At 40.0% G+C, this 15,126-nt stretch carries 11 protein-coding genes; 8 read left to right on the forward strand and 3 right to left on the reverse strand.

What is annotated here, in order from left to right:
* The first annotated feature begins 3 nt into the window (after positions 1-3).
* The 4 genes from AC1D69_RS19025 to AC1D69_RS19040 all read left to right on the forward strand — a co-directional run bounded on the left by AC1D69_RS19025 (position 4) and on the right by AC1D69_RS19040 (position 6,628).
* Positions 4-936, forward strand: coding sequence for a peptidase U32 family protein (locus AC1D69_RS19025; RefSeq protein WP_495457718.1), 933 nt, complete (start codon positions 4-6; stop codon positions 934-936).
* Positions 937-964: 28 nt separating this feature from the next.
* The gene (locus AC1D69_RS19030; RefSeq protein ID WP_495457719.1) at positions 965-2,296 is read left to right on the forward strand and encodes a peptidase U32 family protein; all 1,332 of its coding nucleotides are present in this window, start codon (positions 965-967) and stop codon (positions 2,294-2,296) included.
* 194 nt (positions 2,297-2,490) lie between these two features.
* Complete coding sequence (locus AC1D69_RS19035) at positions 2,491-4,662, forward strand: methyl-accepting chemotaxis protein (RefSeq protein WP_495457720.1); 2,172 nt, start codon at positions 2,491-2,493, stop codon at positions 4,660-4,662.
* Between the two features lie 160 nt (positions 4,663-4,822).
* Entirely contained in the window at positions 4,823-6,628 is a 1,806-nt protein-coding gene (locus AC1D69_RS19040; RefSeq protein WP_495457721.1) for a peptidoglycan D,D-transpeptidase FtsI family protein, read from the forward strand.
* Here the strand turns inward: AC1D69_RS19040 and AC1D69_RS19045 are convergent.
* Complete coding sequence (locus tag AC1D69_RS19045; protein ID WP_495457722.1) at positions 6,568-7,734, reverse strand: AI-2E family transporter; 1,167 nt, start codon at positions 7,732-7,734, stop codon at positions 6,568-6,570. The two genes, AC1D69_RS19040 and AC1D69_RS19045, sit on opposite strands and share 61 nt — an antisense overlap.
* Before the next feature lie 232 nt (positions 7,735-7,966).
* On the opposite strand from AC1D69_RS19045, the gene AC1D69_RS19050 reads away from it, so the two are divergent.
* Positions 7,967-9,268 carry a polysaccharide deacetylase family protein gene (locus tag AC1D69_RS19050; RefSeq protein ID WP_495457723.1) on the forward strand — a complete coding sequence of 434 codons (1,302 nt, stop codon included), beginning with the start codon at positions 7,967-7,969 and terminating at the stop codon, positions 9,266-9,268.
* Positions 9,269-9,390: 122 nt separating this feature from the next.
* Here the strand turns inward: AC1D69_RS19050 and ilvD are convergent, their stop codons facing one another.
* Together ilvD and AC1D69_RS19060 are read right to left on the reverse strand one after the other, a co-directional pair.
* Positions 9,391-11,076, reverse strand: coding sequence for a dihydroxy-acid dehydratase (ilvD, locus tag AC1D69_RS19055; protein ID WP_495457724.1), 1,686 nt, complete (start codon positions 11,074-11,076; stop codon positions 9,391-9,393).
* A gap of 215 nt (positions 11,077-11,291) precedes the next feature.
* Entirely contained in the window at positions 11,292-12,326 is a 1,035-nt protein-coding gene (locus AC1D69_RS19060; RefSeq protein WP_495457725.1) for an acyltransferase family protein, read from the reverse strand.
* A 319-nt stretch (positions 12,327-12,645) separates the two neighbouring features.
* On the opposite strand from AC1D69_RS19060, the gene AC1D69_RS19065 reads away from it, so the two are divergent.
* From AC1D69_RS19065 to AC1D69_RS19075, 3 genes are all read left to right on the forward strand, one after another.
* The gene (locus tag AC1D69_RS19065) at positions 12,646-13,311 is read left to right on the forward strand and encodes a bifunctional 2-keto-4-hydroxyglutarate aldolase/2-keto-3-deoxy-6-phosphogluconate aldolase (RefSeq protein ID WP_495457726.1); all 666 of its coding nucleotides are present in this window, start codon (positions 12,646-12,648) and stop codon (positions 13,309-13,311) included.
* Between the two features lie 132 nt (positions 13,312-13,443).
* On the forward strand, positions 13,444-14,214 hold the full coding sequence (locus AC1D69_RS19070) for an HAD family hydrolase (RefSeq protein ID WP_495457727.1): 771 nt from the start codon (positions 13,444-13,446) through the stop codon (positions 14,212-14,214).
* Between the two features lie 46 nt (positions 14,215-14,260).
* Positions 14,261-14,998 (forward strand): NAD-dependent protein deacylase, encoded by a 738-nt coding sequence (locus tag AC1D69_RS19075; RefSeq protein WP_495457728.1) that lies wholly within the window; start codon positions 14,261-14,263, stop codon positions 14,996-14,998.
* Positions 14,999-15,126 lie beyond the last annotated feature (128 nt).

Below are 15,126 nucleotides of genomic sequence, written 5' to 3' on the forward strand. Positions count from 1 at the left end.
AACATGGTTAATAAACCAGAGCTTCTGGTAACAGCTGGGTCTTTAAATGAGATTCCAGCTTTAATAAACGCTGGGGCAGATGCTTTACTGATTGGAAATGATCGTTATGGGATGAGACTAGCAGGTAGTTTCTCCATGGAGGATATTCAAGAAGCTGTACAACAAGCCCATGCTCGCCAAGTAAAGGTATATGTAAGTCTTAACAATTTGATGACCAATGATCTATTAGATTCACTTCCTGATTATGTTAGAGCACTGGGAGAAGCGGGTGTTGATGCTGTTGAATTTAATGATCCATCTGTCCTCATGGCAGTTAAAAGTTATGCGCCACAGATGAATCTTCATTGGAACGCAGAAATGACAACAACGAATTATGCCACAGCCAACTATTGGGGACGCAGAGGGGCTACTCGTGTAGTATTTGCTCGAGAACTTAATATGGATGAAATTACGGAAATGAATGGTAATCTGAAGGTGGAATCTCAGGTTCAAGTTCATGGAATGACGAATATCTATCATTCTAAGCGAAGTTTAGTGGGAAGTTATATGTTACACCAAGGTAGACCTATAGAGGATGGGAATCTTGGTAAAGAACGTGGATTATTTCTTCTTGAAGCAGAAAGACCTGGTGAGAAATTCCCGATCTATGAGGATATCAATGGCACACATATTATGAGCTCCGACGATATCTGTATATTAGAGGATTTACATTTGCTGTTAGGAGCAGGTGTGAATAGTCTCAAGGTGGAAGGAATCTTGAAGCCATTAACTTATAATGAGGCCGTTGTAAGAACTTACAGACAAGTGATTGATAATTATATGGCTGATCCCGTGAATTATAGCTACCAAGAAGAGTATATGGATCAGATTCGGAAGGTTCAAGATTCTGATAGAGAATTGACTTTTGGGTTCTTTTATAAAGAACAGGTGTATTAATTACAGAACTATGTGAGGTGGAACAGTAATGGAAGTCAAGTCTCAACCGAAGTATACAGGCAAGCGATATCGTCTAGACAAGCCAGAACTTTTGGCACCAGCAGGTAACTTAGAGAAATTAAAATTTGCGGTACATTATGGTGCCGATGCAGTCTATATTGGTGGACAGAAATATGGCTTACGTTCTAATGCGGACAATTTCAGCTTTGAAGAAATGCGTGAAGGTGTTGAGTTTGCGCAAAAGTATGGAGCAAAGGTATTTGTGGCGACAAACATATATGCACATAATGAAGATCTAGAGGGTATTGAAGAATATTTGCGAAAACTTCATGAAGTAGGTATCGCAGCTATTATTACAGCAGACCCAGCGATTATTGAAATTGCACAGCGTGCTGTTCCTGATTTAGAGGTGCATTTAAGTACACAGCAATCAACGATCAATTGGCAAGCCGTGAAGTTCTGGAAAGAGGAGGGACTACCTCGTGTCGTATTAGGACGTGAAGCGAGTCTTCAGGAAATCGCTGAAATCAAACAACATGTAGATGTTGAGATTGAAGCATTTATTCACGGGGCAATGTGTTCTTCTTTTTCCGGTCGATGTGTTCTTTCTAATCATTTTACAGACCGGGATTCTAATCGAGGCGGTTGTTGCCAATCTTGTCGATGGAGTTATGATCTATTTGAAGAGGGATCTTCGAATGAAGTATGGGTCTCCGAAGAGGATGCTCAGGAACAAGAAGTTGTTGCAGATTCGAATAACGCTGTAACACATCGTCCATTATTTCAATCAGATGATAATGCCTTCTCCATGGGCTCCAAAGACTTATGTATGTTAGGGAGTATCCCAGAGCTTATTGAAGTCGGAATCGACAGCTTTAAAATTGAAGGTAGAATGAAGTCCCTCCATTATGTGGCTACAGTCGTTAATGCTTATCGTCAAGCGATCGATTCCTATATGGAAGATCCTGAACATTATGTATTGAAGCCTGAATGGGTAGAGGAAATCAACAAGGCGGCTAACCGTCCATTGAATACAGGATTTTTCTTCGATACTCCTGATCATGAAGATCATATCTATGAACCTGAAGAAAAGGCGACGCCATATGATTTCGCAGGATTAGTATTAGAATATAATGAAGAAGACGGTAAGGCGCTTATACAACAACGTAATCATTTTAAACCGGGGCAAGAGATCGAGTTCTTTGGACCTGGGGGAACATTTTTCAAACAACGTGTAGATACGATCTGGGATGAGAAGGGGAACGTACTAGATGCTGCTCGCCATGCCATGCAACATGTAATTATAAAGGTGGATCAACCAGTCCGATATTATGATATGATGCGTTGTAAGAAGAATTAATTAATTTGATATGAATGTACTAATTAGGTCCTCAGTCCATATAGATGAGGACCTGTTTTTTGATCTATTTACCATAAATCAAAAATCTTTCGGACTTGTGAAGGATTATAAGGGAAATTGTCGAATATTAACATTTAGCAAACGTAATCGCCTTCATGATGCGTTCTGCACTACATACTGGTAGGTGAATATGCATGGGTTCAAATAGAGGTAAGAGGAGAAATCAAGAAACAGAAAAGTTAAGGGGATCTAAAAAGACGGAAGGGATCTTTAAGCATGGAGGAAATCCTTCGACGGATTCAAACCCTGAAGGTGAGATCTCCGGGTTAACCTGGCGACAAATAAAGAAATTAAACCCATCTAAATCCGTGGGACTCAAACTATTTTTTATCTTTTTTACAGCTATTGTAGCATTTGTGTTACTAGTAGGAATCATATCATATATGAAGGCGAAGAGTACTATTGAGGAAACGGCGGCCAACGCTAATCGGCAGACGATTATTCAAACATCCGAGAAAATGGATATTATGTTAAAACAATATGAAGATATTGCGTTGCAATTATTCTTTGATAAAGGGATGCAGACTTTAGTAGAGGAATTATCTGTACCCGGACAATCAGATTATGAAATATTTACAATTACGAGTGAAATTAATGAGAAATTGTCTAGTCAGATTATTTCAAATAGTACGATTAAAGGTCTTTTTCTAGTGCCGCATGATCCTGAGATGCGTCCGATTACAAGCGGAAGTGTTTCAACAAATGTTGATACTGTTCGTTCTGAGCCCTGGTTCGGACTGTTAAAGGATAAGAACGCAACGAGCTGGATTCCAACGGAAAAGAGTAAGGATGGATCAACTTATTTTAAATTAGCACGCTCACTTAAGAGCACCACAGGAGCAGCTAAACAATATGTTATCGTCTTTGAGTTGAAACCTGATTTAATGGAAGAACAACTCGGGGGCGTCGATTTAGGTACTGGCGGTAAGTTACAACTGAATACAGATGAAGGTCAGATCGTTGCATCTAGTAAGAAAGACGAGGCAGGTACAAAGAGTAATCTCACACTTACGTTCGATAAGAATGTATCTTCTGGGGATACGACAATCGATCAGGCAGATACGGAAGTACTCGCTGTCTATAATACATTGAAAACTACGGGTTGGAAGCTGATCGGTACGATTCCAACTTCTGAATTGGTGAAGAATGCTAAAGGTATTCTAACGTTCACCATAGGGTCAGCCATTGGTGTGGCTATTATTGCTATTCTAATCGGTATATTGATGGTTCGTATGATTGCTCATCCACTGGTTAATCTGAGAAATCTGATGATAGCAGGTTCGAAGGGAAACCTTTATGTTCGTTCCAAACATATCTCTAAAGATGAAATTGGACAACTTTCCGAAAGCTTCAATATCATGATGGAACAAATCACGGTCTTAGTGAACCAGACAAATAATACGGCCCAAGAGGTTCTTAATACCGCTAGTGAATTGTCAGACGCTTCGAATAAAACGGCACTTTCGGCTCGTGAGATTGCTATTGCAACGGAGGAAATTGCTAATGGTGCTAGTAGTCTGGCAACCGAAGCCGAGCGTGGTAATGAACTTACGGATCATATTGCACAACAAATGCAAACGGTCATTAGCTCAAATATTGAGATGGGACAAGCAGCCAGACATGTTGATAATTCTAGTGAGTTAGGTACGAAGCAATTGAGTGATCTACTAGTTAAGACACATCAGACCGAAGATATGACACGTTCTCTAATGACCAAGGTAGATGGACTTAAGGAGACAACCTTGTCAGTTAACAAAGTTCTTGAAGTGTTACAGAATATTACGAAGCAGACCAATATTCTATCTCTAAATGCGACCATTGAAGCTGCCCGTGCGGGTGTGGCTGGTAGAGGATTTATGGTCGTAGCAGATGAAATTAGACAATTGGCCGACCAATCCAGACAATCCATTGATATGGTTGGTCAGATCACGGATCGGATTATGGGTGAAATGAATGAAACCGTAAGTGCGCTCTCAGATGCATACCCACTCTTCCAGCAGCAAATGAGCGCTGTGAAGGAAACGAATGATATATTCGTCTCCGTACAAGGTCAAATGGGTGAGTTCATCCAGCGCCTTGATTCAGTAACCTCCTCCATTGAAGGTTTGAATCAGACCCAATCGATCTTGTCGGATGCTATGTCTAACGTAAGTTCTGTCGCTGAAGAGTCCTCTGCAACGTCAGAAGAGGTTGCTTCACTCAGTAATGAACAACAGAGCATTGGTAATCAATTAGTACAATTATCTGGTAAACTAGAGAATGTATCCAATGAATTAAAAGATGCTTTATCTAAATTCACAGTCTAATTTATAAATAAAGTAAAGAGTAGGTAAGAGAAGAAGGGAATACTTAGACTCTACACGAGGCTAAGTGTTCCCTTCTTTTTTTATGCTTAACCTGTTCTGCATGGCTGTATAAGTCGTAAAGGGGACATACTAGGGAGAAAAGATCAAAAGAGGAAACCCTATGATTCTAAAACAAAAGAAACGTATTTTTTATAGTTTAATGATATTAACAGGATTAATAGTGATCTTATTCCTTCGTTTAGCGTACATTCAATTGTTTATGAGAGTAACGTTACTTCCGAAAAGTAAATATACACTTCAGGAGATGTCTATGATTCAACGGGAACGAGCTATTATGCTTGATTCAGGACGTGGAAGATTCTATGATCGCCATGGGCTGTCACTAACAGATGAAACGATTCCTGCGGTTGTATTATTTCCTGTAGATAGAAGTTCACTTCATAGTGATACGGTGAATTCGAAGATAGAGAAGATCGCTGCAATATTAGGGACAAGTGCGTTCTCTTTTCAAAAAGTATGGCATAATCTACGTGAACCTACGGTATGGCTTAGTGATAAAGGAGTAGAGCCACTGGCATTAAGTGAAATGCAGGCAAATACGATTACAAATATGAATGTGAGTGGCATAAAAGTATTACCTTTTAATAAAAGATATCATAACAACCTTTCAGGAAATCAATGGCTAGGTTATTTGACACAGTCCTCGGAGAAATCGAATCCTACGAAAGGAATGATTATGAAGCAAGGAGGAGCGGGACTAGAAAAAACATTGGAACCCCTACTAAAAGGGATTGGACCCACCACAGCTTATTATACAGTAGACGGGAGAAATCAACCGATTCAGGGCACAGGGATTCGAGTGAAGGGTCCAGACAATCCATATTATCCTTTGCGATTAATTACAACAATAGACAATCATCTTCAGCAACAAATTGAAAAGTTAACGATGCAATCGGGTATGAAACAGGGATCTGTTGTCGTATTGGATACGCATAATGCCGATGTTGTAGCCATGGTATCAGCGCCTTTCTACAATCCGCAAGCGATTCATCCAGAACAAGGAGAATGGAATAATAAAGCACTACAGGCGGTGACACCGGGGTCTATTTTTAAAACCGTTATTGCAGCTGCAGCTTTAGAGGCTGGGGTAACTTCCATACATGAGAAATTCCACTGTACAGGGCATTACGGAAAGTATGGTCTATCCTGTTGGAAAGAAGAAGGGCATGGTACGTTAACGCTTGAGCATGCTTATGCGCAATCTTGTAATGTTGTATTCGCAACGTTGGCAGAGCGGCTTACAGCAGAACAGATTCAAAGTACAGCACAAGCATTGGGATTAGGAAAAAGGGTTGGTTGGGAGGATCACGATATTCTCGGATTGTCTCAAATGAAGCCTTTTGATCATGAGGATACAGGGGTTATTATGGCCCCTTCATCTACATCCAACGATGGAGGGGTTAGAGCTCAGACGGGAATCGGACAGAGGGATGTAACGATGTCACCCTTACAAGCGGCAAACTTGGTGGTAACTCTTCTTAACAAGGGACAAGTCCAAGCACCTCGTATATTAGAACATATTTCTTATCATAATGGACAAGTGATGAAGCAACTAACTTCGCATACATATCCAAAGACAGAGAACAGTATAAAACCTGAGACTGCGAGTTTCATCATCTCTATGATGAGAAGAGTGGTTACAGAGGGAACTGGCCAATCGTTGTCTCATGTTGCATGGGAAGTAGCGGGTAAGTCTGGAACAGCTCAAGTGAAATTAAAGGGAAAACCCAAGAATAATGAATGGTTTATAGGGTATGGTCCTGTGGAACAACCTAAGTATGCTGTCGCGGTTGTTTTTGAGCAAGTTGCTCCAGATACTCAAAACAAGGCGACAGCACTTTTTGGTCAGATTATGGGTGTGTTATCATCATCGACAGGTATAACAGCTTCTGGGTCGGACGGCTGACTCATGTCAAAAGGAGAGACCTCAAATTCTTCACGAGGAAGCCTAATCCAGCGCATAAGATAACCTTGCATGAGTAACTCTTTAATGAGGATCAGTAAGATCGGAGAAAGAACTAAACCAGCAACTCCGAATAAAGATAATGAAACAATCATAAATGACAACATTAAGAATGCTGAGGTTACTCCAATGGAATTACCTGCTATTTTGGGCTCCAGTAATTGTCGTGTGACTAAGATAATAATAAGTAGGACACCTAGACCGATGGCTAGACCTACATTACCTACAATCAATAAATAGATGATCCATGGAATAAAGATGACAGGCACCCCGACGAGAGGAATGATATCGAGTAAAGCACCAATGAGTGCTAAGGATAATGCATTTCCGGTACCTAATATCAATAGACCGATATATAAAATGACGAAACAAATGAAAACCATAATCATCTGTGCCTTAAGGTAGGAACCGATGGATTTGAATACATTATTTTTTAGAAATGCATATGCATTCTTAAATGTCTTAGGTGATTTGTTGCTAGCAATACGGCGCCAAGTTTGAATCTCAACACTTAAGAAGAACGCTAAAATGATCGCGATCGCAAAGTTGCCAAGGAAAGATGAGAATGTTGTAATGGCACCCACTAAATATTTAAAGAAATTTACCATTAAGTCTGAAGTGAAATCCGTTAAAAGCGTGAAATAATCATTCATTTTTTGTGTAAGATTAGGTGGTAGAAGATTGAGCTTATTATGTAAGTAATCTAATGACTGTGTGAATTCCCATTGAATAACTCTAGTGTAGTAGGGAAGCTTATCTTGTAATTGTGAGATCTGAGAGATGATAATAATTCCTACACCAAAGATAATTCCTAGAATGACGAGAACAAATAGCAAAACGGAGATGGCAGAAGACACAGCCTTGTTTAATCCTCGTTTGTTAAGAAATTTAGCTAAGGGCTCGATCATTAAAAAAATGATGAAGGACAAGAAGACAGGAGTAGCTAACTGATATAATTTGCTGAAGATAAACATGACTAAGAAAACAGTTAATGCAATTAATGCGATATCAAAGATGGTACGCCAATACTTTTTATAAAGCGGAAGCATAGTCTAGATACATCTCCTTCTACAATAGGATAAGAAAGCCTGTATTTCATTGTACACGATTTTAAAAAAAACGCCTATTCTTACCTATGTTATGATAAAATAAGAGATAGTGAATTTTTCGATTATTTATTATTGAGCATACAAAGTCAATCAGAGAAAAGTGGGGAATGATATGCAGACTTTGCTGCTTTGGTTGTTTTATATTTCTTCCTTCTATGCTTTTATCCCTGGCATGATCACCCGTGTTTTCGGGTTTAGAGTGTTCCGTAAGGGAAAGAGTGAGCGAGAGTTCGCACTTACTTTTGATGATGGACCGGATCCACACTATACTCCCCAACTACTTGATTTACTCAAAAGATACAACGCTAAGGGAACCTTTTTTGTTATAGGGAAAAATGCTGAACAACATCCAGAGTTAATTAAACGTATGTACGATGAAGGGCATCTTATTGGAATTCATAACTATATCCACAAATCTAATTGGTTTATGCGTCCTACTACTGTACGGAATCAATTCAAGAAAACGGATGAAATCATTTATGCCATAACGGGGCAGAGAGCATCTTACTATCGACCACCGTGGGGAATTGTAAACTTATTTGATTTCTCGAAACGTAATCAATTCAAAATTATTTTATGGTCATCGATGTTTGGTGATTGGCGTGAGAAGGTTGGTTCTGATAAATTAGCAAAACGGATCTTAAGTAAGCTCCAACCTGGAGAAGTCATGCTTCTTCATGATTGTGGATCAACTATGGGGGCCGACCTTAATGCACCTAAACAAATGCTAATTGCGCTTGAACAAGTTCTGATTGAAGCAGAGCATCGCCAACTACGAAGCATTCGTATTGATGAGATGATTCAGATGAAGGAGAATGCACCTGAAATGAAACTGTCTCGTAGGAAGCTAGCTGTAGTGAAACTATGGTTAATGTGGGAAGTCGTGTTTCATTTCATATTCCACCTTAAGACGGTCACACCTGCGAATCCTTTTCTACATTATCGAATGCGTTCCTATAAAGGCATGCCTCTTATTTTAGACAATGGATCAACGTTAAAGACAGGTGATTCGATTATTGAATTACATTTTGATAATGAGAAGTTATTTAACTATGGTCTGAAGTCACGTTCGACGGTTCATCTAGCTATCCAAATGATCCGTTCAATGGAGAAGGAATTACCGGATTTAGCTCATCAGTTAATGGACGATAATCAATTAAAGCAAGCTAAAGCACTGTATGGTGTAAGTATGATTAATCGAGGACCGGAGAAATTCGGTTTCAGTGTTCGGGATTTACCGGCGGGATGGTTTGCGAAGTCAACGCAGAGTTATTTGAAAATTCTAATGAGTATTATACATCCAGCAGGACAGGATCGACTTAAGGAGTCCCCTGATAAATTGGTACCCAAAATGATCATTATGCCTATAGATTATCTGAACGAACATTATGCATCTAGCGGCTCTCATCGTAATTCAAATGTAAAAGATATTCATAATAAAATAGCTGTTGAGAATAGAAATATTGGAGTTTAACACAATACGAGTCATAAAGATATTTTGTATAACTAAAGGGGTGTTCCCCAGGTCATTTCTGACTTGGAGAACACCCCTTTTCAAAATATAAGAAAGGTTAAATTTCATTTTCTCACGATACATTAAATTTTGAGTACAGCACCGGAACTTGCGTTGGTTACTAATTTAGAGTAACGAGCAAGAAGTCCTGTTTTCACTTTAGGTTCGAAGCCTTTCCAATTTGCACGACGGCGTTCAAACTCTTCGTCATCAATTTCAAGTTGAATAGTTCGATTGTTAAGATCTAGTTCAATGATATCCCCATCTTCAACGAAAGCTATAGGTCCGCCTTCAGCAGCTTCTGGTGAAATATGTCCAATACTGATTCCGCGAGATGCTCCTGAGAAACGACCATCTGTGATCAGTCCAACTTTGGCACCAAGTCCCATACCTACAATTTGGGAAGTAGGAGCAAGCATTTCTGGCATTCCTGGACCACCTTTAGGTCCTTCATAACGAATAACAACAACATTTCCTTCTTTTACTTTACCGTTAGCTATTCCGTATAGTGCTTCATCCTGGGAATCATAACAGATAGCAGGTCCTCTATGGTATCCACCTACAGATGCATCAACAGCACCTACTTTGATGATGGAACCTCCAGGAGCTAGATTTCCGAAAAGGACAGCAAGACCTCCGCGTTCGGAATGTGGATTGTCGAGAGGATGGATGACATTCTGATCTATAATCTCACAGCCCTCAACATTTTCACGTAGCGTTTTAGCAGATACCGTAATACAGTCTCCGTTGATCGCACCTGGTTTCTTTAGAAGTTCATTTATGATTGCACTTACCCCACCTGCATTATGAAGATCTTCGATATGCCAGTCAGAAGCAGGAGCTAATTTAGCTAGATGAGGGACACGATTAGCTACTTCGTTAATACGTTCAATAGGGTACTCAAGGCCAGCTTCATGTGCTAGAGCTAGTGTGTGCAATACCGTATTGGTAGAACCACCCATAGCCATATCTAGTGCGAAGGCATTGTCGAGAGCATCCATCGTTACGATATCTCTAGGCTTAATATCAAGCTTAATTAATTCCATCAATTGTGTAGCTGACTTTCTAACGAAATCCTTCCGTTCTTCAGCAACGGCAAGAATGGTTCCATTACCTGGTAGAGCAAGCCCCATTCCTTCAGCAAGACAGTTCATGGAGTTGGCTGTGAACATACCGGAACATGATCCACAAGTAGGACAACCAAATTGTTCTAGTTCTAGCAAACCTTCATCTGATAGGGTACCTGCTTGATGAGCACCAACCCCTTCAAAAACAGAGGTAAGGGAGATCGAGCGACCCGTACTGTCTTTACCAGCTTTCATAGGACCACCACTAACGAAAATGGTTGGGATATTCACGCGAAGCGCACCCATCATCATACCTGGTGTGATTTTGTCACAGTTAGGGATACAGACCATACCATCGAACCAGTGAGCGGCAACAACGGTTTCTACGGAGTCGGCGATAATATCACGGCTTGGTAGAGAGTAACGCATACCGATATGTCCCATTGCAATCCCGTCATCAACACCAATGGTATTGAATTCAAAAGGAACACCTCCGGCTTCACGGATCGCTTCTTTAACAATCTTCCCGAATTCTTGAAGGTGGATATGGCCTGGAACAATGTCAAGATATGAGTTACATACTGCTATAAATGGTTTACCGAAATCTTCTTCCTTTACGCCTGCTGCTCTCAATAAGCTGCGGTGAGGAGCACGATCAAAACCTTTCTTAATCGTATCTGAACGCATTTTCTTTGGTTGCATAATATCTAGTTCCCCCCATATAAAAAATATAATATTCACCGCTTTAACACGGTTGCTTAACAGAGTAAATGCATAAATGGTTTTTAATGAGTCTATCACAAATGACTAGGATTTTCTACAGAATGTCGAGTAAACAATAGGACACCCCCTTCAATTTCAAAAAGAAGGAGGTGTCCTAGGATTTAAAACATATGGACAAGAGGGGTACTGAAATATTATATAGATCGACGAAATGCTCGATTCTCTAAAGAGATAGCCCAGTGGATAGAAGGTTCTACCAAAGGATGTGCTGTACGGCGAACAAAGGGTTGTGACAGAAGGATGGTAAGGGCTATGGCGCTGAGAATAAGAAGGATGGCACCTCCGGTACCATGAATATGTTGGTATAATTCTGTAGTGTTAACTATTCTAATGATGAATCCATGTAATAGAAATACATATAGTGTACGACGTCCAAGGTCAGTCATACGACTCTCAAACGTGGGAATCCAAGCAAGAAAGGCTGCCGCAGAAATGAATTGAAGAATATACAGAGCTACTCGAAATATTCCAGCGTACCATTCATGATGACCAAGCTGCATAAAAGTCATATTCCCAAAAAGCCAACCTTCCGGTAAATTCAGTCCCCACAAACCGAGAATAACGAAGATACTCAACGACACAAGGGCTGCGCCGGTTCTTTTCCAACGGGTGATTAGGTTTACGAATGCTGCGAAATTAAAATGATAGCCTATAATGAAAAAGGGTAGATATACAAAAGTCCAACTGATACTGAGCCATACCCCATCAAGTTGTAAATATCCTACGAGTACACCAAGAATAAGTGAAATACCAATTTGTTGATAAGGCAACAGTCTATGCATTGCGATCGTCAATAGACGCCAAAAGATGTGACTGGCTAGAAACCAAAGCAATAAGTAGGGTGCAAAGAATGAGTGATGACTCTGTTGTACGTGAAATACGGTATAATCCAAAATGGAATAAAGACTTTGGAAAACGACATATTGTAAGCCGATTTGTGTTAATGTTCTCTGACCTGCTTCACCCATTAATCCTGATTTAGCAAAATAACCTGTAACAAGAACGAATAATGGCATATGAAAAGTCAGAATCCATAAAAATAATTGATGGAGGCCACTTATTTGATGAATTAGCGGTTCAATGGCGTTACCAACAAATACGGTAACAATTAATAGGAATCGCAAATTAAGAAAGTAAGTCTCTCCTTGTTTAAGTGACTGTGTTTCCATGTGATGCCTCCATCTCCCTATCCAAGGGTTATGTTTCTCTTATTTATCTATAATTTAAAATTACTATTTCTGAATAGGTTATATTGTGATAATAATCACAATTGTAAACGCTATCATCTCCTACAATTGTGTCTAAATATTGAAATGAATCGTTGTTATAGGCATTGACAACTCTTGATCAAAGGTCAACAATAAGAAGAGGTTATAATACCATCATTATATGTTATTGGTTTCTCGGAGTTACTTGAGTTTTCAGTTGTTACTCATCATTTTTTTTGGAAGCGCTATCAAACTAAAGACTTAAGGGGCTGTTGGTGTAGTGAAGAAAATTCAACTTATTCAAAAAATAATAGATTGTGGGGTTGTTGCAGTACTTCGTGGAGATTCACCCGATCAGGTTGTGGCAATGGCAGAAGAAGCTATTGCTGGAGGAATCAAAGTGATTGAGATTACGATGACCGTACCTCGAGCATTACAGGCAATCGAGAAGCTTAGTCGGGTATATCGCTGGAATACGTCAGATCCCTCGAAATTTGCTATTATCGGTGCGGGTACTGTACTTGAGCCTCATACAGCACGATCTGCGATGCTCTCAGGTGCTGAATTTGTTGTTTCACCATCCTTGAATCCGGATACGATTAAGATGTGCAATTTGTATCGTATACCTGTCATACCTGGACTAATGACACTAGTTGATGTGCAACAAGCCTTAGAACTAGGTGTGGATATTGTGAAATTGTTCCCTGGTAATCTATTTGATCCTTCTATCATCAAAACGATGAAAGCGCCGATGCCTCAAGCTAACTTTATGCCGTCTGGGGGGGTGACCATCTCGAATCTGGGGGAATGGGTTAAGGGAGGCGCAGTAGCAGTGAGTATTGGGTCTGACCTAACAGCAGAAGCAGTTAAGACCGGTGATATGACCAATGTACGTAGAAGAGCGGAGCAATATATGGAAGCATATCATCTTGCGACAGGAAATTAAATAAACTACATATTTGTCTAAGATGTATATATAATAAAGACACACAACAGTCTGCCGCCCTTAAGGATGCAGGCTATTGTTGTATCAATTGTGATATATAGGTTACATACTAGTTACTAGGGAGGCGTTACGTTGGCTATACTGCAAGCAGGTCAATATAATGTACCTTGCCAAGCTATTTTATTTGATAAAGATGGTACGTTGTTCCAATTTATGATGTTATGGGGGGATTGGGCAGACTCTGTATTGAATAGATTAGAGGAGAAACTAACGCTTATCGGAGATGGATTTACGGGCTCTAAAGCTGCAGTCTTCGGTACTCAGCATGATTCACAAGGGCGAATAATTGGTTATGACCTTGAAGGGCCACTAGCCATGGCTACAGTAGAAGAAACCAATGGTATTCTGGCTTGGCAGTTATATGCAGCGGGTGTTCCTTGGAATGAGGCACTTGTTGAAGCTATTGAGATTAGTAAGAATGCTATGTTGGATGTAAGAGAGAATAAACCCGTGATTCCTATGCCAGGGTTATTAGATTTCTTACAGAAATGCCAAGCAACATCTATTCGATTGGGTGTCGTAACATCAGATGAGACATCATCAACGATTGAACAATTAGGTTGGGCAGAGATCAGTCATTATTTTCAGGTGATTATTGGACGTGATCAGGTTCGTCTAGGAAAGCCGCATCCAGAAATGGTAGAAAGAGCATCTCATATTCTAGGTATTGAACCACAGCATATTGTAGTTATTGGTGATACGAATGCCGATATGCAAATGGCCAAACAAGCAGGAGTGAAGCTCGCCATAGGAATATCTTCTTCAGGTGAAGAGATGGAATGTTCGCTAGGTGCAGATGTAATGATCTCACATTATGAAGAACTTAAGATAAAACAAGAATGATGAAATAGCGGTATAACATAGTTGAATCATATGGAGGTGTTAGAGCATGCAAAAGATCGAAACGTTAGCCTCTTGGATTCAAGAGAGCAATCAAATTGTGTTCTTTGGGGGTGCAGGAACCTCAACAGAAAGTGGAATTCCTGATTTTCGTTCAGCAGCAGGACTGTACCAGAATGAACAACATTCACCTTATCCACCCGAAGTGATGCTTAGTCATCATTTTTTTGTCGAGCATCCCGAAGTGTTCTTTGATTTCTATCGGAGCAAGATGATTCATGAACGTGCACAACCTAATGCTTGTCACACGGTACTGGCTAATCTCGAGAAACAGGGGAAATTGAAGGCCATAGTTACGCAGAATATTGATGGTCTACATCAATTGGCAGGAAGTACTAACGTCTTAGAGTTACATGGATCTATTCATCGTAATTATTGTATGGGTTGTTCCCATTATTATGGGTTGGATACTATTATTAAAAGTAAAGATATCGTACCACGCTGTCCTTCCTGTGGCGCCGTCATTAAGCCGGATGTTGTCCTGTATGAAGAAGCGTTGGATCAGCAAATCCTATATCGTTCGATGGATGCCATTGCTTCAGCAGATTTACTTATTATTGGTGGAACTTCGTTGACGGTACAGCCTGCTGCGCACCTAGTCTCCTACTTTCAAGGCAGTCGAACTGTACTTCTTAACGCGGATCCGACATTTTATGATGAACAAGCAGACTTACTTATTTCGGACCGTATTGCGGAAGTCATGACAAAAGTGAAACATTTTCTTTAACCTATGAACGAACATTATTGGGAATCGCATGCGATTTGCAAACGGTTTCTTGCTAAGAATGCTGTAAAAGAATTATGATGTTTACTATAACTTTTATACTTGCTTATTTTTATAATAGAGAGGCGGAT

Source organism: Paenibacillus sp. Y301 (assembly GCF_059445505.1).

Excerpts from the sequence above, each read along its gene's own strand:
- AC1D69_RS19075 (WP_495457728.1), top strand. The coding sequence starts at position 14,261 with ATGCAAAAGATCGAAACGTTAGCCTCTTGGATTCAAGAGAGCAATCAA.
- AC1D69_RS19035 (WP_495457720.1), top strand. The coding sequence starts at position 2,491 with ATGGGTTCAAATAGAGGTAAGAGGAGAAATCAAGAAACAGAAAAGTTA.
- ilvD (WP_495457724.1), bottom strand. The coding sequence starts at position 11,076 with ATGCAACCAAAGAAAATGCGTTCAGATACGATTAAGAAAGGTTTTGAT.
- AC1D69_RS19040 (WP_495457721.1), top strand. The coding sequence starts at position 4,823 with ATGATTCTAAAACAAAAGAAACGTATTTTTTATAGTTTAATGATATTA.
- AC1D69_RS19050 (WP_495457723.1), top strand. The coding sequence starts at position 7,967 with ATGATCACCCGTGTTTTCGGGTTTAGAGTGTTCCGTAAGGGAAAGAGT.
- AC1D69_RS19025 (WP_495457718.1), top strand. The coding sequence starts at position 4 with ATGGTTAATAAACCAGAGCTTCTGGTAACAGCTGGGTCTTTAAATGAG.
- AC1D69_RS19045 (WP_495457722.1), bottom strand. The coding sequence starts at position 7,734 with ATGCTTCCGCTTTATAAAAAGTATTGGCGTACCATCTTTGATATCGCA.
- AC1D69_RS19060 (WP_495457725.1), bottom strand. The coding sequence starts at position 12,326 with ATGGAAACACAGTCACTTAAACAAGGAGAGACTTACTTTCTTAATTTG.
- AC1D69_RS19030 (WP_495457719.1), top strand. The coding sequence starts at position 965 with ATGGAAGTCAAGTCTCAACCGAAGTATACAGGCAAGCGATATCGTCTA.